This is a genomic window from Prolixibacteraceae bacterium, assembly GCA_019720755.1.
GTDB classification, from domain to species: domain Bacteria; phylum Bacteroidota; class Bacteroidia; order Bacteroidales; family Prolixibacteraceae; genus Halosquirtibacter; species Halosquirtibacter laminarini.
This window is the reverse complement of the sequence record CP081303.1, coordinates 4306743-4326968: the sequence shown is the minus strand read 5'-3', so window position 1 is coordinate 4326968 and position 20226 is coordinate 4306743. Positions and strand designations below refer to the sequence as shown.

General features: G+C 36.1%; 15 protein-coding genes and 2 tRNA genes. 5 read left to right on the top strand and 12 right to left on the bottom strand.

Annotated features, from left to right (window positions below; translation table 11 throughout):
• Window positions 1-164 precede the first annotated feature (164 nt).
• From leuS to K4L44_17190, 4 genes are all read right to left on the bottom strand, one after another.
• The gene (leuS, locus tag K4L44_17205) at window positions 165-2951 is read right to left on the bottom strand and encodes a leucine--tRNA ligase (protein ID QZE14226.1); all 2787 of its coding nucleotides are present in this window, start codon (window positions 2949-2951) and stop codon (window positions 165-167) included.
• A 263-nt stretch (window positions 2952-3214) separates the two neighbouring features.
• Window positions 3215-4156, bottom strand: a complete 942-nt coding sequence (locus tag K4L44_17200; GenBank protein QZE14225.1) for a hypothetical protein — start codon at window positions 4154-4156, stop codon at window positions 3215-3217.
• Window positions 4157-4892: 736 nt separating this feature from the next.
• Window positions 4893-5612, bottom strand: a complete 720-nt coding sequence (locus tag K4L44_17195; protein ID QZE14224.1) for a hypothetical protein — start codon at window positions 5610-5612, stop codon at window positions 4893-4895.
• Between the two features lie 113 nt (window positions 5613-5725).
• On the bottom strand, window positions 5726-6244 hold the full coding sequence (locus tag K4L44_17190) for a hypothetical protein (protein QZE14223.1): 519 nt from the start codon (window positions 6242-6244) through the stop codon (window positions 5726-5728).
• Window positions 6245-6819: 575 nt separating this feature from the next.
• Here K4L44_17190 and lepA point away from each other — a divergent pair.
• On the top strand, window positions 6820-8607 hold the full coding sequence (gene lepA / locus K4L44_17185) for a translation elongation factor 4 (protein ID QZE14222.1): 1788 nt from the start codon (window positions 6820-6822) through the stop codon (window positions 8605-8607).
• Between the two features lie 96 nt (window positions 8608-8703).
• Here lepA and K4L44_17180 read toward each other — a convergent pair whose 3' ends face one another.
• Window positions 8704-10179, bottom strand: coding sequence for a Gfo/Idh/MocA family oxidoreductase (locus tag K4L44_17180; protein ID QZE14221.1), 1476 nt, complete (start codon window positions 10177-10179; stop codon window positions 8704-8706).
• 300 nt (window positions 10180-10479) lie between these two features.
• Window positions 10480-10890, bottom strand: a complete 411-nt coding sequence (locus K4L44_17175; GenBank protein QZE14220.1) for a hypothetical protein — start codon at window positions 10888-10890, stop codon at window positions 10480-10482.
• Between the two features lie 77 nt (window positions 10891-10967).
• Here K4L44_17175 and K4L44_17170 point away from each other — a divergent pair, with 77 nt between their 5' ends.
• Both K4L44_17170 and K4L44_17165 read left to right on the top strand, forming a co-directional pair.
• Window positions 10968-11576, top strand: a complete 609-nt coding sequence (locus K4L44_17170) for a sigma-70 family RNA polymerase sigma factor (GenBank protein ID QZE14219.1) — start codon at window positions 10968-10970, stop codon at window positions 11574-11576.
• The gene (locus tag K4L44_17165) at window positions 11573-11938 is read left to right on the top strand and encodes a hypothetical protein (GenBank protein ID QZE14218.1); all 366 of its coding nucleotides are present in this window, start codon (window positions 11573-11575) and stop codon (window positions 11936-11938) included. The genes K4L44_17170 and K4L44_17165 overlap by 4 nt, the downstream gene beginning before the upstream one ends.
• An 847-nt stretch (window positions 11939-12785) precedes the next feature.
• Here the strand turns inward: K4L44_17165 and K4L44_17160 are convergent.
• The 4 genes from K4L44_17160 to folB all read right to left on the bottom strand — a co-directional run bounded on the left by K4L44_17160 (window position 12786) and on the right by folB (window position 14443).
• Window positions 12786-13646, bottom strand: a complete 861-nt coding sequence (locus tag K4L44_17160; protein ID QZE14217.1) for a hypothetical protein — start codon at window positions 13644-13646, stop codon at window positions 12786-12788.
• A gap of 201 nt (window positions 13647-13847) precedes the next feature.
• Window positions 13848-13918 (bottom strand) — tRNA-Cys (locus K4L44_17155).
• Window positions 13919-13939: 21 nt separating this feature from the next.
• Window positions 13940-14010 (bottom strand) — tRNA-Cys (locus tag K4L44_17150).
• 73 nt (window positions 14011-14083) lie between these two features.
• On the bottom strand, window positions 14084-14443 hold the full coding sequence (folB, locus tag K4L44_17145) for a dihydroneopterin aldolase (protein ID QZE14216.1): 360 nt from the start codon (window positions 14441-14443) through the stop codon (window positions 14084-14086).
• Window positions 14444-14678: 235 nt separating this feature from the next.
• Between folB and K4L44_17140 the strand changes: the two genes are divergently transcribed.
• Both K4L44_17140 and pulA read left to right on the top strand, forming a co-directional pair.
• Entirely contained in the window at window positions 14679-16376 is a 1698-nt protein-coding gene (locus K4L44_17140; GenBank protein QZE14215.1) for a glutamine--tRNA ligase/YqeY domain fusion protein, read from the top strand.
• 154 nt (window positions 16377-16530) lie between these two features.
• Window positions 16531-18471 (top strand): type I pullulanase, encoded by a 1941-nt coding sequence (pulA, locus tag K4L44_17135; protein ID QZE14214.1) that lies wholly within the window; start codon window positions 16531-16533, stop codon window positions 18469-18471.
• On the opposite strand, the gene K4L44_17130 is transcribed toward pulA, so the two are convergent.
• Both K4L44_17130 and tsaE read right to left on the bottom strand, forming a co-directional pair.
• Window positions 18466-19683, bottom strand: coding sequence for an alanine dehydrogenase (locus K4L44_17130; protein ID QZE14213.1), 1218 nt, complete (start codon window positions 19681-19683; stop codon window positions 18466-18468). The genes pulA and K4L44_17130 overlap by 6 nt on opposite strands.
• Window positions 19684-19686: 3 nt before the next feature.
• Window positions 19687-20106, bottom strand: coding sequence for a tRNA (adenosine(37)-N6)-threonylcarbamoyltransferase complex ATPase subunit type 1 TsaE (gene tsaE / locus K4L44_17125; GenBank protein QZE14212.1), 420 nt, complete (start codon window positions 20104-20106; stop codon window positions 19687-19689).
• Window positions 20107-20226 lie beyond the last annotated feature (120 nt).

The following is a 20226-nucleotide window of genomic DNA, read 5'->3' as shown; positions in this document are numbered from 1 at the left end:
CTATGTCACTAATTATAGGCTTAATGACACTACTACAACCTAATACATTGCCTTGCAATGTTATGACTTTTATCAAAAAAATAAAATTTCCGCGAAAATAGATCTAAAAAAACAGGTGTTTTATGACAAAACACCTGTTTTTGCAAAATTAATATGCTTATGGGTTATTTTACCACAATGTTAATTATTTTATTAGGAACGACAATTGTCTTCACAACCTGTTTTCCTTCAATCCACTTCTGTGCAGACTCATGAGACATGGCAGCTTCAATGATACTATCTTTATCCATATCCACAGGCAGTGCGATCTTGAAACGCATCTTACCATTAAATGAAACAGGATACTCAAAACTATCTTCCACTAAGAACTTCTCATCAAATAGAGGGAAACTACTTTTAGTGATCGAAGCTGTATTGCCCATTGCAAACCACAACTCTTCAGCGATATGGGGAGCAAATGGAGCCAACAATTGGATGAAAGGCTCTAAAATGGCTCTCTTATTACACTTCAAAGAGGTCAACTCATTAACACAGATCATAAAAGCTGAGATCGAGGTATTGAATGAAAATTTCTCAATATCGTTCTCAATCTTCTTTATTGTTTTATGCAGAACCTTTAGCTCTTCTGCTGTAGCAGGATCTTCACTAATAACAAAGTCGTTATTTTGATCATGACACAATCTCCACACTTTCCTTAAGAACTTATGAACCCCATCAATACCATTCGTATCCCATGGTTTCGATGCTTCTAGTGGTCCTAAGAACATCTCGTAAAGACGAAGTGTATCTGCACCATAATCTGCAACAATATCATCTGGGTTCACTACATTGTACATCGATTTTGACATCTTCTCAACAGCCCAACCACAACGATATTTTCCATCTTCTAATTCAAACTCGGCATCAGCAAACTCAGGCATCCAATTCTTAAATGCCTCCTGATCAAGAATGTCGTTATGAACAATATTTACATCTACATGAATTTCAGTTGTATCATAAGAATCTTTTAATCCATAAGATGCATACTTATTGGTTCCTTTAATACGGTACACAAAATTAGATCGTCCTTGGATCATTCCTTGATTAATAAGCTTACGGAATGGCTCATCTTTCACCACGTCTCCGATATCAAACAAGAATTTATTCCAGAAACGTGAATAGATAAGGTGTCCTGTTGCATGCTCTGTTCCACCAATATATAGATCGACATCTTGCCAATATTCGTCTGCCTCTTTTGAAACCAACGCATCCTCGTTATGAGGATCCATATAACGTAGATAATATGCAGAAGAACCAGCAAAACCAGGCATTGTATTCAATTCGATAGGATATCCATCTTTAGAAACCCATCCTTTAGCTCGTCCTAATGGAGGATCACCATCTTCTGTAGGCAGATATTTATCTACCTCAGGAAGTTGTAATGGAAGTTCGTCCATATCGATCATGGTTGGAATACCATCTTTATAACATACTGGGAATGGTTCACCCCAATATCTTTGACGAGAGAATATCGCATCACGTAATCGATAGTTAATCTTTCGTTTTCCAATCTTATTCGTATCCATCCACTCAATGATCTCAAGAATTGCATTTTTTACCGGCTTTCCTGTATAGTCACCAGAGTTCATCAAGATACCATCTTTTGAATCATACGACTCTTCCCATGTAGAAGGATCTGTTGTAGCTTCGCCTTTCTTTGCAACCACTTGTACAATTGGAAGATCAAAATGTTTTGCGAAGGCAAAGTCACGACTATCATGAGCAGGAACCGCCATGATAGCACCCGTACCATATCCAGCCAACACATAGTCTGAAACATAGATAGGGATCTCTTGATTGGTCAATGGATTAATTGCATATGAACCTGTAAATACACCACTCACGCGTTTTACTTCAGTCATACGCTCACGCTCTGTACGTTTTTTTGTCTCCTCAATATAATTAGAGACTGCATCTTTTTGATCAGCAGTTGTTACCTGGGCCACATAATCGCTTTCTGGAGCCAGCACCATGAAAGTAACCCCAAAGATTGTATCAGGGCGCGTAGTGAAAATTTCTAGATCTATATCTATTCCCTTCACAGAGAACAAAGCTTCAGCTCCTTCAGATCTACCAATCCAGTTCTTTTGAATCTCAGTTAACGATTCGCTCCAATCAATATTTTCTAGACCTTCTAATAAACGATGAGCATAAGCAGACACTCGCAAAGACCACTGCTTCATCTTTTTCTGAACCACTGGATAACCTCCACGAACAGAAAGACCTTCTTTCACCTCATCATTGGCCAATACAGTACCCAACTCAGCACACCAATTCACCATCGTATCCGCAAGATAAGCCAATCGATAATTCATTAAGATATCAGATTGCTCTTTCTCGCTATATGCCGACCACTGTGCTGCAGTAAACTCAAGAGCCTCGCTCTCTGCTGCAGTATGATTCGCACTACCAAATTTCTCGAAATATGCTACCAATTCACTAACTGGTTGCGCTTTTTGTGATACAACATCAAAATAGTGCTCAAACATCTGGATGAAAGCCCATTGTGTCCACTTGTAGTATTTAGGATCACAAGTCTTAATCTCTCTATCCCAATCGTAAGAGAAACCTATTTTATCTAATTGCTCACGATATCTTGCAAGGTTTTTTTCTGTAGTGATTGCTGGATGCTGTCCTGTTTGGATAGCATACTGCTCTGCTGGCAATCCATATGCATCATACCCCATTGGGTGCAGCACATTAAAGCCTTTGAGGGTCTTGTAACGGCTATAAATATCTGATGCAATATACCCTAGCGGGTGTCCAACATGCAATCCAGCTCCCGATGGGTAAGGAAACATGTCTAGCACATAGTATTTTGGCTTACTTGAATCGATATCAACCTTATAGGTCTTCTCAGTAGCCCAATACTTCTGCCACTTCTGTTCTATTTCGCGAAAATTATAATCCATTTTACTACAAATCGTTACTACGTTGATTGAATAAGATGCGAATTTACAAAAAAAGACTTGAGGATTAAAACCTTATCTTCGAATAGCTTCCCCTTCTTATAAAAAATTTACTTTATCCATTTTATCTTCTACTCCATTAGCCCAACACTACCACCAACGAAATATAAATATCCTAACTTAAGCAATAACATAAACTGTTGTCTTACGAGGTGCGATGAATGACAAGGGGCACTTGAACTCAAGATAGGTCCAAAATCAACTCCTCAATAATATGAATGACTAGATGGGTGAGAAGCAGGAGGTCCATCGTTCCTTTTATGGCGATAAGGATTATCTTTTTTTCGATTTCTATCGTTCAATGAAACCCTATCCTCTGCTGTAACGTCCTTATTTAATTCATACATACGATGAAAGTTTTTATCAAAATGTTCTGGAGTCGAAATAAAAGATGGGTATAATGGTTCTGGCATTCCTTCTGACAAACGACGTTGATAGTCTTTCTCTCTATAAGGATCTAAGGCTGTTCCCAATGGGAGTGGACGGTTCTTATCCATATACCAAACACAAAAACTCCAAGATTGACTTGCTATCACATCATAAAAAGGGATGTTTATACTTCTTTTAAAAAGTTGTACAATAGTTCTACTTGTCTCAATTTTAACGATACGAGCAGCAGCAGATTTACTCCCTAAATAAGCGACTATATGCAAATCTTCAAAACGAAATAATTGAGGTGGTAAAGACCCCTTCGTTGGAACCTGAACCAATCCATTAAGACGGTCAAATATGACAATCTGAGGCTTGCTGTTCATCTTCTTTTTTATTCGAAAATAGACTGCTGGTATTAAAAGACCTATAAGTATCGAAATATCATTTGATATAAAATCAGCAAAAGATATTGTTCCAGAAATAATTTTATAAACAAAAGATATAAATATTGGAAAAATCGCAAACAACCAAAAATAGTACATGCCTGTCTCAAATTCTGTTGATTGACTATCATACACCAAAAATTCATCATCTGCATACAAGAACTTCTCCCCCTCCTTTCCTGATTCTAACTTTTCTTTTTCTAACATCGCTTCTCGAATTGATGCACTGATAAGAAAAGGCATATATTCTTTTATACTGCCATGCTTGAAAGCAGGTTCAATCCTTCGGTTGGGATTATAATTATACTTTTTGTAAAAGTACTGATCAGCCATTACTCGTTATTTTATTCTAGATTAGTATTTCCATCCCACTAGTCAACTTAAATTGACTCTCTATTCGTATGATACCACCCCTTTAATACTAACGGATATATCGACCGAAATATCCGTTACTTTCAACCATATAAATCCCACATATACACACATGTATACTTGTACACTAGGGCTGTTACAGAAACTTTCAATAGAGACAATTATCTGTTTCATAGAGACAGAAATATTCGTAGTAAAAACGATTGAGCTTAGAATTATAATCATTCACTTATAATGTGCTTCTATACAAAGAGCTCAAGTAGTATGAAAATATATTGTCCATGCTTTTTTTGATATATTACAAACACCAATATATCATGTACAGACATCCTTTAAGAGCTACTTTTAAACAGTATAGAACGATCTTTATAAGGGAAACCGCTCTATTCATTAGATCAACATCACAGGTTGATAATTTCTAGTTTAGACTACAAATCAAATATATGTTATATGAACTAATTGAGCAAGAAGAAACAATCTTTATGGATCAATACATATGGAATCGACCAGCAAGACAGTTCTATTTTTTCTTTCTCCATCCGTCAAATCCAAAGCTATTTGACATTCAGACATCCAACTCTGCTGGATCTAAACCAATTTATTCATACAAGAACGACATCACCGCTTCATACGAACATCACTTCAATACACACGTGGCAATAAACTAGCACAAGTCTTTCACTTCATGGGCACCTATCTAATCATACAGACGAAAGCCATGATGATAAGTATCAACTCTTAGAGCCCTGCCTGTCGGATCGAAAATGTACCATTGTCCATCTTTCTTCCCATCCTTTAATGCCCCTCGCTCTTTAAGCTTACCTGTATCATAATAGTAATCTAAATAAAAACCAGTACCACGAACAAAACTCCCCGTTTTCTGTCCTCTTTTCACATCATAGTACTGCTTCTCAGAAACCCATTTACCCTTTAGGGTGTAATACACCGATACTGGCAAATCACCACCATAGTCTGTTCTCAAAATATCCCCTTGTAAATTATATACAAAATAGTCTCCATCCAATTGTTCATTACGATAGTTCAACTTCTGTACAACGACATGTTTTCGCTTGATGGTATATACTTCTTTGATCCAAGTACCATCTCGCATTCCATCTTTTACCTTCCCACTAATCCAACCATAAACGGTAGACTTTTCATCCGTTTTGGTTAAATATATGTACACCACTGCGTTCAACATCGTAGAATCCAAATTGAGAAACAAACCTTGATGAATTAGAAACAGAGGAGTATCTCTGTTTATTTCTTTTAAATTACAATCCAATACATGAAGGCGAGGTAACGACCGATTCATCTTCTCTAGACTCTTATTTCTTTGCTTCTTCACTCTATGATCTCGTGCCGATAACGCTAAGGGTAGAAAGGCTAAAATGATTATGACGAATATATGCTTCATATTAAATTCCTGTTAGAGATAAGCCTTTACGATACACGTCCACTTTAAGCAACTCACCACTTTCACTATAATAAGACCAACGACCATCTCGTTTCCCTTTAGACAAATGCCCTTCAACCTTCAAAACACCACTTTCGGGATAATAATCCCGATACCCCCCCCGTACCTTGCTTAAAGGTCAAAGTATCGATCAATTTGTCTTTTGTATCATATATATAACAATCACCATCTAATATGTTATTTACATAACGCATCTTTCTTACATAAGGATAACTCTCGTTTAGGTATTGACTAATTTTCCACTCCCCCTCTCTTTTTCCATGAATAAGCTCACCATCTGCACTAGCACAAATATCATTTTCTCCAAAGTCAATGAAATCGATCGCCCGAATACTCCGTTCTACCTGGATTGACACATATCCTGTTGCCAAAGTGGAATCACCCAAGAAATCAGTAAAAGTGGAATCTTTTAATGTTAAAAACATCTCTTTACAATCTCCTGTTCCTCTAATTTCACAATCATTAATCTCATGAATCACAGCCACTTCTTCCTGTGACACAGTGGATTTGTCTTTAGAAAAACAATCATATTCTGTATTAATGAACATGAACAATAAAATTACATACTTCATAGTTATTTAGGTTATATTAGATAGTTACCCTCTTCACACATGGCTTCAACACCTAATAATAAAAGGCATATCGATACCAAGCTCTATTTTTATTTTTTGAAAATAATCGATAATTATTATCTGTAGAAGGATCAACAGATGCATGCTAGTAGTAACTCATTTGTAGGATATTCTAAAGTACTCCATCCTTCACTGACTTCCAAATATATATTTAGGGGATTTTAATGTTTTAATATTCATCAATAATTACCTGCATGTATTATACATATTCAGTCCTATTCGAACCCAAAGTTTCGCTTTGATAGACCAAACAAAAAATATTCATAAGGACTTAGGGCTCATTTCAGAATGTAATGGGTATTAATTATCATACCACCAATATTTTAATGGGGACAATTAGTAAAATTTCGGTATATTTGCCAAATTGGAGGGGACATCTATTGTTGAAATAAAATCCTTAGGATCGGAAAACACAACATGATGTACAACTATCCATATATTTAGCAAACAATAAGTTGGATCAATTACAGTATCGTAAGCTTTATTCCAACACTATTTCGATATAGATTATACCGATGAAGAATATTCGTAACTTTTGTATTATTGCCCATATTGATCATGGGAAAAGCACTCTCGCCGATCGTTTACTTCAAGTAACACAAACGATTAGTGAAAGGGAGATGAAAGCGCAGGTTTTGGATGACATGGACCTAGAGAAGGAGCGTGGTATTACCATTAAAAGTCATGCAATTCGAATGGATTACCAATATAAGGGAGAAGAGTATATCCTCAACCTTATTGATACTCCGGGCCACGTGGACTTCTCATACGAAGTTTCGAGATCTATAGCTGCCTGTGAAGGGGCACTCCTTATCGTGGATGCTACCCAAGGAATACAAGCTCAAACTATATCGAACCTATATCTTGCTATCGAGAATGATTTGGAAATCATCCCTGTTTTGAACAAAATGGATCTTCCAAATGCGATGCCTGAGGTCGTAGAGGATCAAATTATAGATCTTATCGGTTGTAGTAGAGAAGACATCTTACGTGCTTCTGGAAAAACAGGAGAAGGTGTTGATTTTCTTTTAGAGACCATTATCCATAAAGTTCCTGCTCCTGTGGGAGATCCTAAAGCTCCGCTCCAGTGTTTGATCTTTGACTCTGTTTTTAACCCATTTAGAGGGGTAATCGCTTATTTTAAAGTGGTTAATGGAGAGATGAACAAAGGGGATTGGGTCAAATTCATGGCTACTCAAGGAGAGTATAAAGCGGAAGAGATTGGTTTTCTCCGCCTTAATATGGATCCAGCAAAAAAACTATCAACAGGAGATGTAGGATATATTATCTGTAGTATCAAGACAGCCAAAGAGGTGAAAGTGGGAGATACTATCACTCATAAAGAGAACCCTTGTGAAGGACTTATTGATGGCTTCGAGGAGGTTAAACCAATGGTTTTTGCCGGAGTATATCCTATTGACAGTGAAGACTATGAAGATCTTCGGGCAGCAATGGAGAAACTTCAGTTAAATGATGCTTCTCTTACTTATGAGCCAGAATCATCGGCGGCCCTTGGTTTCGGATTCCGTTGTGGATTCTTAGGACTTCTTCATATGGAAATTATTCAAGAACGACTTGATCGAGAATTTAGTATCAATGTGATCACAACAGTTCCTAACGTTTCCTACATTGTTCACACTCACAAAGGAGAAGAGTACGAAGTGTATAATCCAAGTGGTTTGCCTGAAGTAACTCTTGTCGATTACATCGAAGAACCAGTAATTCAAGCACAGATCATTACAAAATCAGATTATATCGGACAGGTAATGTCGCTATGTATGGAAAAACGTGGAGTTCTTTCACATCAAAACTATCTTACGACAGATCGTGTAGAACTAACATTCAGTATGCCTTTAGGTGAGATCGTCTTTGATTTTTATGACAAACTAAAAAGTATATCCAAAGGGTATGCCTCTTTTGACTATCACCAAACAGGACATCAAAGAGCTAAATTAGTTCGTTTAGATATTCTTCTTAATGGAGAGATGGTGGATGCACTTTCTGCCCTTATTCACTTCGACAATGCGCAGACTTTTGGGCGTCGTGTATGCGAAAAACTGAAAGAGTTAATCCCTCGACAACAATTTGATATTGCTATTCAAGCTGCCGTAGGAGCTAAGATTATCTCTCGTGAAACAGTAAAAGCAGTACGTAAAGATGTTACTGCAAAATGTTATGGTGGAGATATCTCTCGTAAGCGTAAACTTCTTGAAAAACAGAAGAAAGGTAAAAAACGTATGAAACAGGTAGGTAATGTAGAAGTACCACAGAAAGCTTTCTTAGCAGTACTTAAATTGGATTAATCCAAACATCCTACTACTTAAATATTAAAAAAGGAGTCCCCTATCGCAGGAGACTCCTTTTATTTTTTTATCCAATGAAGGATAGAGTCTGAATCATTACTCTACACTTAATTGTCCTTTTCCATCTGCATTTTTAAGGTTACGAACCCCAGTATCCCCACCTTTTGACATACTCAAATCAACAGGTTTATTGGTTTTCCATCCACCTCTAGTAAAGTCAGGAATATCGATAGGTGCAGAACGATTCGCAATAGACCACTCGCTTAGAGGTGTCAAACAACTCCATGCAGCAGCATCATACACATCCATATCTACTGGTAGACCATTACGTAAACAGTCAATCAATCTCCAGTCCATCACAAAGTCCATTCCACCATGACCACCAACTTTTTTAGCCATCTCTCCTACACGACGAATTAGCTCAGGAGTATACTTCTCTTCCATATCTTTAAACTCTTTGTTATCTAAGATATGGTGACCAAAAGCAAGATGCTGTTTAGGCCACTTCTGTGCAAAACATTTCGTTCCACTCAACATATGAATACGAGAATATGGACGAGGAGAAGAGACATCATGCTGAATCATAATCGTTCGTCCTTTAATAGTACGTATCAATTGTATATCCATATTTCCACGCATCTTCTTACCAACGAATTTTTCGAAGAAAGGATCCTCTTTTGCCTTCTCTTTGATTCGTTGTTCTAAAGTGAAATCATCAGACATGATCGAAGTAAGGTAGTCCATACGGTCTCCACGATTCACATTCATTGCCTGACAAATTGGTCCTAAACCATGAGTTGGATAAACATTTGCCATACGTTGGTTCTCATACATTCTCCACATACGAGTGTATGCTCCATCTGTCATCTTTTCGTCTTTTGGCTTATTAAACAACCAATAGTCTAGGTCGTGGATATATGCACCCTCACCATGAATCAGGTCACCGAATATGCCATTCTGTGCCATACTCAATGTGAGCATTTCGAAGAAGTCATAACAACAGTTTTCAAGAATTACGCAGTGTTTTTTGGTTCTTTCAGAAGTCTCAACCATTTGCCAACACTCTTCCATGGTACGAGCAGTAGATACCTCAACAGCAGCATGCTTGTCTCCTTCCATTGCAGCAATAGCCACTGGCACGTGCCACTCCCATGGTGTCGCAATATAAACAAGGTCTACCAAGTTACTATCACATAACTTTTCAAAAGCTCTATCTCCTCCGATAAACTCTTTTGCTTTAGGAAGTCCTGCTTTTGCAATTATCTTTTGTGCTCCATCTAAAGCTCCCTGACGAATATCACAAATTGCAGCAATTTCTACTCCTTCAATATGTGTCATTCGCTCCACTGCTCCAGCTCCTCTGTCGCCAATACCAACAAAACCAATACGAACAGTGTCCAACTTAGGTGCCGCATAGCCACTCATGTTAAAATGACCGTCAAAGCCGTCAGTTGAATCGTCATTCACTTTTACAGTCTCTTTGGTTGCAGTACAAGAAACCAAAGGCATCGCAGCAACAGCGCCAGCTCCTACAGAGAGCTCTTTAATAAAGCGTCTTCTATCTCTTTTCATTGTGTTTTTTCAGTTTATTTAGTTTTAAACATTATAAATATATAGATATATTATTAAAATCGTAAGCTGTCATTCCATTTTTTCATCAATGTAGAACACATTTAAGTTCAACAACTAAAGATTAACAATCTCCTATGACATCTATCATGTATTTAAATACAACTTATCATAAAACACAGCTCAATCAAAGATCCAATTCGACTCTATGTATAAATTAAATAGATACTCCATTTGTCAAAAAAACAAAAAGAGATACCGAAATCACCGTATCTTTTTCTGATTTTCTATTAAAGAAGAATATTACTTTTCTCTTTTTTGTAAAAAATAAACCACAACAAAATAGGTTAAAAAGCCCAAACCAATCATGCACAACTCAAGCCCTAAGGGACCAATAGCATTCCTTATACTGTAGTATTGTAAAGGTTCTCCATTTTGGGCATACATCTTCTCTATGATAAAAAATCCAAAACCAGAAAAGATGGCAACAAAGGCCCATTTCAGGCTACTCCATCGTTCTGTTGATCCAGTTTTTAAATCACTACATGTATCGGATAAATTAGTAAAAGTGTTCGGCAATTCATTTAATGTTTTCACATCCACTTCGCCACTCTTTAATATATTTAGTCTTCTCGTCTGTAATCGCGCACTCGTTATTACCAAAACAATTTTATAAATTGTGTAAAACAATGCGATAGGAATAAATACACCCATAATAATAAATTTTAATGTTCGTTTGTCCATTTGACGACAAAGCTTATTGTAAGGTTTCAAAAAAATAAATTTTAATTTTGAAACCTTACAATACCAAATGCCGTCCTATAGAACATATGGATGATAAAACGCTTATAAAACAGATTAAAAAAGGAAACACTCATGCTTTCGAGTTTTTGGTACGTAAATACCAGAGACTTGTATTCCATATGTTATATAAGATGGGCTTTACCCAAGAAGTGGTTGAAGATCTTGCACAAGAAGTCTTTATCAAACTATACGAGAAGATAGATAGTTTTAGAAACGAGTCAAAGATCTCTACCTGGGTAGCATCCATCACATGGCGACACGGTATTGATTATAAGAGAAAAAAGAGACCTATGGTATCCCCTAGTGAAGATCTCAGTTCTTATGAGAATTTAACCCCTTCTAATGAAGAGATTCTTGCGAATTTGTACAAAGAAGAGAAACAACAGATGGTACAAGATGCTATTAAGAAACTTCCCTATGATTCGCAATGTTTAATAAACCTATTCTACAACGAAGAGTTCTCTTACGAAGAGATATCTGAAATAACAAAGAAACCGTTGGGGTCGGTTAAATCAATGCTAAATAGGGCAAGAACAAGAATTAAAGAGATTGTAAGTAAAAAATATAGGAAAGAGTTGAAGGAGGAACAGGTATGAAACATTATGACAATGAATTAGACCAATTAATTGCAAAGTCTTTAAGTAGTTCGAAAGATAAAATGGTGATTCCAGAGAACTTCACAAAGAGAGTTATCTCTAAAATAGCTACAAAACATAGCTACAAAAAGCTCTTCGTATCATGGATTCAAATCGTGGGTATCTATGTCGTTACTGCTGTTGCACTGACAACACTCGTCAATTTTCTATTCCCGAAATCAGTCGATAATATTATTGAATGGCACTTGTCTCATTGGAACCTCTGCTTAATATCAATAATATTTATCGTATACATATCACATATGAATCAAGTAGTTATAAACTATCTATTCAAAAGATACTCCATAAAACTGAAAGATTAACTTTGATATAGATTGTTCATTTGAATGAAGCAGCAGACTAAATCGTGTACAAAGTAGTTCAGGCAAAATATAAGGAGAGTGGCAAGGTGTCTATATTTGTGAAATAGCATAGAGATGAGCTACTTCAGTACGCTTGTTCACACTACTCTAAAAGGATCTCATTAGACATAAACACTTCAGTAGAAACATTCCTCCTGAGTTGATCAAAACGTCTTATATTGCCTCATATTTTAAATAAAAGGAGCAACCTCTTTTTATTTTTTATACGCTCACTGTAAACCAAATCCAATATACGTCTATCATTTTACGAACCGTTTCATTATTACACGATTTTAAGGTGGCGTGTGAGTTAAAAAAGATGTTTTGAAAAAGTAGTACTTATGTATAAGGATATTAATATCACCATGGCGTTCTTGTTTGGCATAAATATACCTCTTTATTTGATCTCATTTTTTCATCTACATAGACATCGCTATTGGAAGAATCGTATACAATATTCATCGCACCAAGAATAGAAAAAACCTCTCTAGGGAATATTCGAGTCCTGCAAATCAATAGGTCGGCACTGAATAGAGTCATTAGAATAATAATATCACTTCACCTGCTTAACCACATCACCTAAAATTGTTCATGAACTGACTTCATTATCCCTTCCGTTACCCTTTAGTTACCCTTTAGATACCCTTTGGTTACTCTATGGGTAACCAAACCGTAAGCGATCCGTTTCTCATTCGTAAGCGAAGGACGAACCAATATCATTTCAAAGTACTCTCTTTAGAGCTCTAAAGTCGAATGGCACACTGTAGGTTTATCCACTTGATAATTCTAAATAAAATATTCCTTCGCTTTAGAAATGAAACACTTTATCCTTTCGAGATTTAGAAGTATATTCAGGTCCTAAAATCTTATTTATTTGCTCTACAGTCTCTTTTGCATTCTCTATATAAGTTAACTGATTTACCTCTTTAGAGTGGTATTCTGACACTTCTAATAATGGAAATTCATTCTCACATCCATCTATATCATTCATCAATTCTATCGATGGAAAAGAGTGTTTTAGCATCTTGGGCATGATTACTTTGTTTAATAAGTTGTTCCTCCCTTTTATACTTGTAATTTCATAACAACTGCTTAGATCCAATTCTGTAAGTCTATTGGAAGCAAACATAAAAGTCTCCAATTTCGACTGATTAGACATATTTAAAGAAGAAAGAAAATTGAATGAAACATCAAGCAACTGAAGATGGGACTTTTGAGGAAGTATAATTTCGTCTAAGTGGTTATAGCTTATATCTAAAGAGCTTAATAGATACAGATCATGAATATCAATTTGTTTTAGACTGTTGTGACTAAGGTCAATCATGGTAGGAAATGGAGGCAAAAGAACCTGCTGCAAATGATTATTGCTCAAGTCAACCTGCTTCAATGCAAACAACCCACGAAGATCAACCCGTTCTAATTGCATGCTAGATAGATTTAGTCCTTCCACCCGCTTAGGGATAGTACTCGTCCAAATAATATTCTTCCAATGAATGATATTTGGACTTGTCCAACCTAATTTGGACAAAGCATTGTCTTCTGTTCCATTTACGGATACATTATCTAAGACAATCTGTTTTAAAGTCTGAACATCACTTAGACTATATGTCGGCTCATTTTTATTAACACAGATAAAAAGAGCAACAATTGAGCATAATATTGCTTTCATTGTACAATCTTTAATTAAGCATTTCTAATAAAACTAATGATCCTAAAAAGGGATAATAGAATCATCTTTCATATATAAGACAATTCATAACTCATTTTATTTCAAACAAATGTGTTAAACTAAACTAATACATGTATAATAATATAGAACGTCTATTATGTCCAAAAAAAAATCCCATCACAGATATAGTGATGAGATTAGAGGTCAGTGGCGGATTCGAACCGCCGTGGATGGTTTTGCAGACCACTGCCTAGCCACTCGGCCAACCGACCCAAACGCATTAATAAAAATTGAGGTCAGTGGCGGATTCGAACCGCCGTGGATGGTTTTGCAGACCACTGCCTAGCCACTCGGCCAACCGACCTTTATTTGCGTTTGCGGTTGCAAATGTAATAAAAAAGAAACTACATACAACACTTCAAACTAAAAAATATTAATTATCTCTCTTGAGTCACACTCACAGAGCCAATCTGCCCACCCATTGGAGGATTAAGCTTAGACACTTTAATTCTTGCATGATGAACTTGGCCTTCAAAATCACGATATAATCGATCCAATATACGAGACGTTACATGCTCTAATAACTTAGATGGAATCATCATCTCCTCTTGTATTAATTCATACGCCTTAAGATAGTTTAAAGCATCATCTAAGTCATCTGTAACAGAAGCTTTAGAACAATCAGTTTCTATTCGGACATAAACGATAAAATTGTTTCCAACAACTTGCTCTTCCTTAAAATGTCCATGATATGCATGAAAATACATATCTTCAATCTCAATTACACCGTATTGCATTATATATTCTTTTTTTCAAATGCCATACAAAATAATGACATCTGCTTAAAACCTATGTTTTGATGCAAATTAATAAATAAAAATCGAAAGAGTTTAAAGAAACTATTTTACTTTTGTAATATGATAGAGATGTTGTATTACTACTCCTCTCTTTCCACTCTTTTCTATTTTAAAATTAGCTTTTTGCACACTTTGATTAACTATATCAAGTCATTGCAAAATAAAGAGATACAATATGACAGACACGAAGAAAACGAATGGGACAGAAGAGTCCAAAGTTCCGACTAACTTCATCCACCAAATCATAGAGGGAGAAATTGCAAAAGCAAAAGGAGAATTAAATATCCATACACGATTCCCTCCTGAGCCTAACGGATATTTGCACATTGGGCATGCAAAGTCAATATGTCTAAATTTTGGTACTGCCCAGAAATATGGAGGTATTACAAATTTAAGATTTGATGATACAAACCCTTCCAAAGAGAGTACTGAATATGTCGATTCAATAAAGAACGATATCAAATGGCTTGGTTTTGATTGGGGCGATAGAGAGTACTACACCTCAGACTATTTTGACAAGCTTTATGACTTCGCAGTGGCATTAATTAATAAAGGCTTGGCTTACGTTGATTTCCAAAACCAAGAAACAATTAGTGCACAAAGAGGTACACCAACACGTCCTGGGACAGAAAGTCCATACAGAAATACTACTCCAGAAGAAAACCTCGCTGGGTTCGAAAAAATGAAGGCAGGAGAGTATGATGAAGGAGACTGTGTTCTTCGTGCAAAAATTGATATGGCCTCTCCAAACATGCACATGAGAGACCCTCTTTTGTACCGAATCATGAAGGTTCACCACCATAGAACTGATGATAAATGGTGTATCTATCCTATTTATGATTTTGCACACGGACAGGGAGACTATTGGGAGAATATTACTCATTCTATCTGTACACTTGAATTCGAAGTACACAGACCTCTTTATGATTGGTTCATTGAACAATTAAAAGAAGGGGAATACAGACCTCAACAAATAGAGTTCTCTCGTCTTAATCTTAGTTATACCATCATGAGTAAGCGTAACCTTCTTGCACTAGTGGAGAATGGTCATGTAACAGGATGGGATGATCCAAGGATGCCTACTATTTCAGGGCTTAAGAGACGCGGATATACTCCAGTATCTATTAGAAACTTCTGTGATAAAATTGGTATTACTAAAACCAATGGCGTTACAGACGTAGCTCTTTTAGAGCATGCTGTTAGGGAAGATCTTAATAAAACAGCACAACGTGTTATGGGAGTAGTAAATCCATTAAAAGTGGTTATTACGAACTACCCGGAAGATCAAGTAGAAGAGTTAGATGCTGTAAATAACCCAGAAGATCCTTCGATGGGGAAACGTAAAGTTCCATTTACTCGTGAAATCTATATTGAAAAAGAAGACTTTATGGAGAATGCTCCTAGAAAATTCTTCAGACTTTCAGTAGGTAAAGAGGTTCGTCTGCGTTATGCATATTTCATCACTTGTAACGAAGTTATCAAAGATGAAAATGGAGAGATAATCGAACTAAGATGTACATATGACCCTGCTTCCAAAGGTGGAACATCACCTGATGGAAGAAAAGTCAAAGGAACACTTCATTGGGTTTCTACGACGGAGAATATTGAAGCAGAAGTTCGTGACTACGATCGTCTTTTTAACGACCCATCACCATCGGGACATAAAGACAAGAACTATCTAGATTTTCTTAATCCAGATTCTTTAAAAGTTTTGAACAAGTGCTACATCGAACCATTTGTTAAAGACGCTAAAGTTGAAGATCATTTTCAATTTGAACGCCTTGGATATTTCAACGTTGATAAAGACTCAACGGCTGAAAATATGGTATTCAACAAAACGGTTGGTTTAAGAGATTCTTGGTCTAAAAAATAGGTCTATTTAACAATAGATACAAAAGGTAGAAGAGCCACTCTTCTACCTTTTTTGTTTTTCAGAACATAACAGAGTCTATTGCATAACTAAAAAAGATAATATACTTTGTTGCACCCGAACAAAACCATTAAGTTCTTCTTATTATCTTTAGCATATGACACCAACACATAACACCTCACATAAAGTTGATTTAGACTCTAGGCAAATCAATCAAGACTTAGACCTAGGGATACACTACACAAAAGAGAAAACCTCTCTTAAATTGTGGTCTCTCGACGCGAAGAGGATCATTTGGAGAATTTATTCTAATGGCTCTGGAGGAAGCCTTCTTTTTGAAGTATTATTAAAATCAAAAGGCAATGGAATATGGGATGCTGAAATAGATAAAGATTTAGATGACCTTTACTATACAATCCAAGTTGAAGGAGAAGAGGGATGGCTTAATCAAGTTCCAGATATTTATGCGAAATCAACGGGTATCAATGGAATTAGAGGATATATCTTTGATTCTAATAAAACATATCCAGATGGATGGGGTAACGATTCATACGTTAAACTAAAGAGGTATACAGATGCTGTTCTCTACGAGATGAGTATTAGAGACTTCACTATACATCCCGATTCAGGGGTTGAAAACTCAGGTCTTTTTCTCGGTCTTACGGAACAAAATACCCAAAATTCATACGGACAATCAACAGGACTTGACCATCTCGTAGAGCTAGGAATAACCCATGTTCATTTGCTTCCCGTCGCTGATTTCGTCTCTATCGATGAGAAACTTCCAAAGGATAAATATAATTGGGGATACGATCCACTAAATTTTAATACACTTGAAGGGGCTTACAGTACAGCACCTGAAAATGGGTTAAAACGTATGATCGAATTCAAGAAGATGGTATTGGCCTTACACAAAAAAGGTATTGGAGTCGTTTTAGATGTCGTATACAATCACACAGGATTAATCAAAAACAACTATTTTGAAGAATTATATCCTGGATACTATTTCCGAAAATACAGCGATGGCACCTTGTCCAATGCAAGTGGTTGTGGAAATGAACTTGCAACAGAAAAAGAGATGGTTCGAAAATACATCATTGACTCATTAAAGTTTTGGTGTGAGAACTATCATATAGATGGCTTTAGATTTGACTTAATGGGAATCTATGACATTGAAACAATGAATATTATTCAAGAAGAATTGAGGGCTATTAACCCTTCAATACTACTTTATGGAGAAGGATGGAGTGCTGATAAATCGGTACTCGAAGAGAACCAAAGAGCGGTAAAAGCAAACACAAGTAAACTCCAAAATATTGCTTGCTTTTCCGATGAATTTCGTGATACACTAAAAGGCAATCAGTTTAATTCAAATTCACTAGGGTTTATTAGTGGCCTACAAAATCAAGAAGAGTCGCTCAAAAAAGCAATTATTGGAGGACTAGAACATACACAAATCAATAACACTCTGATCCCACAACAAAACTGGGCTAACAATGCAGCTCAAGTAGTCAATTATTTCTCATGTCATGATGATTATACCATCTATGATAAATTATCACTCGTAACACCATCAGAACAAAATAGCTCAAAGATCCTTCGCGTAAAACTAGCGTTGGCTATCACCCTATTTTCACAAGGAATCCCATTCTTGCATAGTGGAGTGGAACTTCTTCGATCAAAAGAAGGCATTCAAAACAGTTATAAATCGCCTGACTTTATCAATCAAATCAAGTGGAGTGATAAAAAAGGAGAGATAAAAAACCTCTCTTCATATTTAAGAAACCTAATAAAAATAAGAAAAGAGATATCTGAATTTCGCCTATCTGAAATAGAAAACATAGAAGAAGTGATCTCTTTTTCAGAAGACTACATTCCAGGTATCGTCAATTTCTCGATGAATATATCTTCAAAAAATAGATGGAATATTCATAAATTAACCGTAGTATTTTCGAATCATACAGAAATATTGCCTCTAAATATCTCTAATGAACACTCCTTTCAATTAGACATTGAAAGCTTACAGTTAAAAGAGATTAGACCTGATATTTCGATCAATATTAAACCTCTTTCAACATCGATATTTGTTTGTCTATAAGAGAGGAAAAAGAAGGTCTAAACCCTTATAATCTAATCCCAAATGTTGGCCAACATCTTGATTGGTCAACACCCCATTATAGATATAAACACCTTCTGCAAAACCTATGTTGTATCGAATGTGATTTGCAATGCTCGGACTATTTGAAAGTCCAAGTAATACAGAAGTCAAGACATTACTCAATGCAATAGAGGCTGAACGTGAAACACGTGTAGTAATATCCCGAACACAATAGTAAACCAATCCATTCTTAACATAGGATGGATTGTGCATACTTCTTAGTTCTGACCCCTCAAAACAGCCTCCTTGCATCATATTTAAATCAATCACTACCGCTCCTTGCTTTAATATCCTCATTGTCTCTTCAGGAATAAAAAGATCTAAAGGACTATTCTTGGGAAGTGCACCAATAACTACATCTGCACTTTTAAAAGCCTTAGCCAAAGCTTGTGGGTAAAAGATAGAGGTAGAAAGATAGCCACCAATCTTTGTGTTCATGTCTCTAAGACGATTGACGCTATCATCAAACACTTTTACCGTAGCTCCCATTGCTGAAGCACTTCTAGCAGCATATTCAGATGCAGTACTAGCTCCTAAAATGACAACCTCTGCAGGAGAAATACCTGTGATACCTCCTAAAAAAACACCCCTACCCTTGCAGTCATTTGAAAGGTAGTTTGTTGCAACTTGTATTGCAAGCATACCAGACAATTCAGACAATATCTGAGCAATAGGATACTCGTTGTAATCATTCTGAAGATACTCGAATGAGATACAAGTAACACGTTTCTTTTGAAGTTTCTGAATAAGGTCTTTCGATTGTAGAAACAATTGTAAAGGAGAGAATATTATTTGTCCTTTTTTAAGATATTGAACCTCTGAAATATCTAGAGGGGTCATCTTTACGAGTATTTGACATTCAAAGACCTCATCTAAAGAACTACATATATCCACTCCATACTCAGAGTAATCGACATCATCAAAACTGGCTCCTTTACCTGCTTTTGTAAGCATACGAACAACATTCCCATTTTTGATCAGAAGTTCACAACCCTGAGGAGTAAGAGAAATTCTATTTTCCTCTTTGGGATCAGATCCTATAATCCCAATAGTTAACTGTTGCTTCCCTGAAATATGGTGCTTAAGCTCCTCTTGTGGCAAAAGCTTTTGCTGGGTAAGAGATTCCAGTCTTAACAAATCTCGATTATTCATACATTATAATTTTTGAGTCGTAATCATTCTGGTCCCATCTTCTTGCTCTTCCAATTTAACAACTACAGTATTGGTCGGAAGAAGAGGATCAATAAGTTCAGGCCATTCTATAAGGCATATCTTCCCTGAATAGAAATACTCTTCATATCCAAAATCATACACCTCTTGGATGTTTTTTATCCGATAGAAATCAAAGTGAAATATATTCCCTTTGGAACTTGCGTACTCATTCACTAAAGAAAAGGTAGGACTTGTTACATAGTCCTCCACTTCTAATACTTCACACAGTGCTTTTATAAATGTAGTTTTTCCAACTCCCATCGTTCCATAAAAAGCAAAAACTGTTTCATCAGAGTGTGCTTCTAAAAATTCTCTTGCCACTCTATCAATATCTCCAATAGATTGAATTACTTCTTTAAACATATTCTCAATAAAAATAGTTTCAACTAAACATTAATTTTCGCATCTGTCAAATTTATATGTTTTTTATCACTCATTGACGATCGCTAGATTCATATTAAAAAAAATATTCTAACTTAGGGG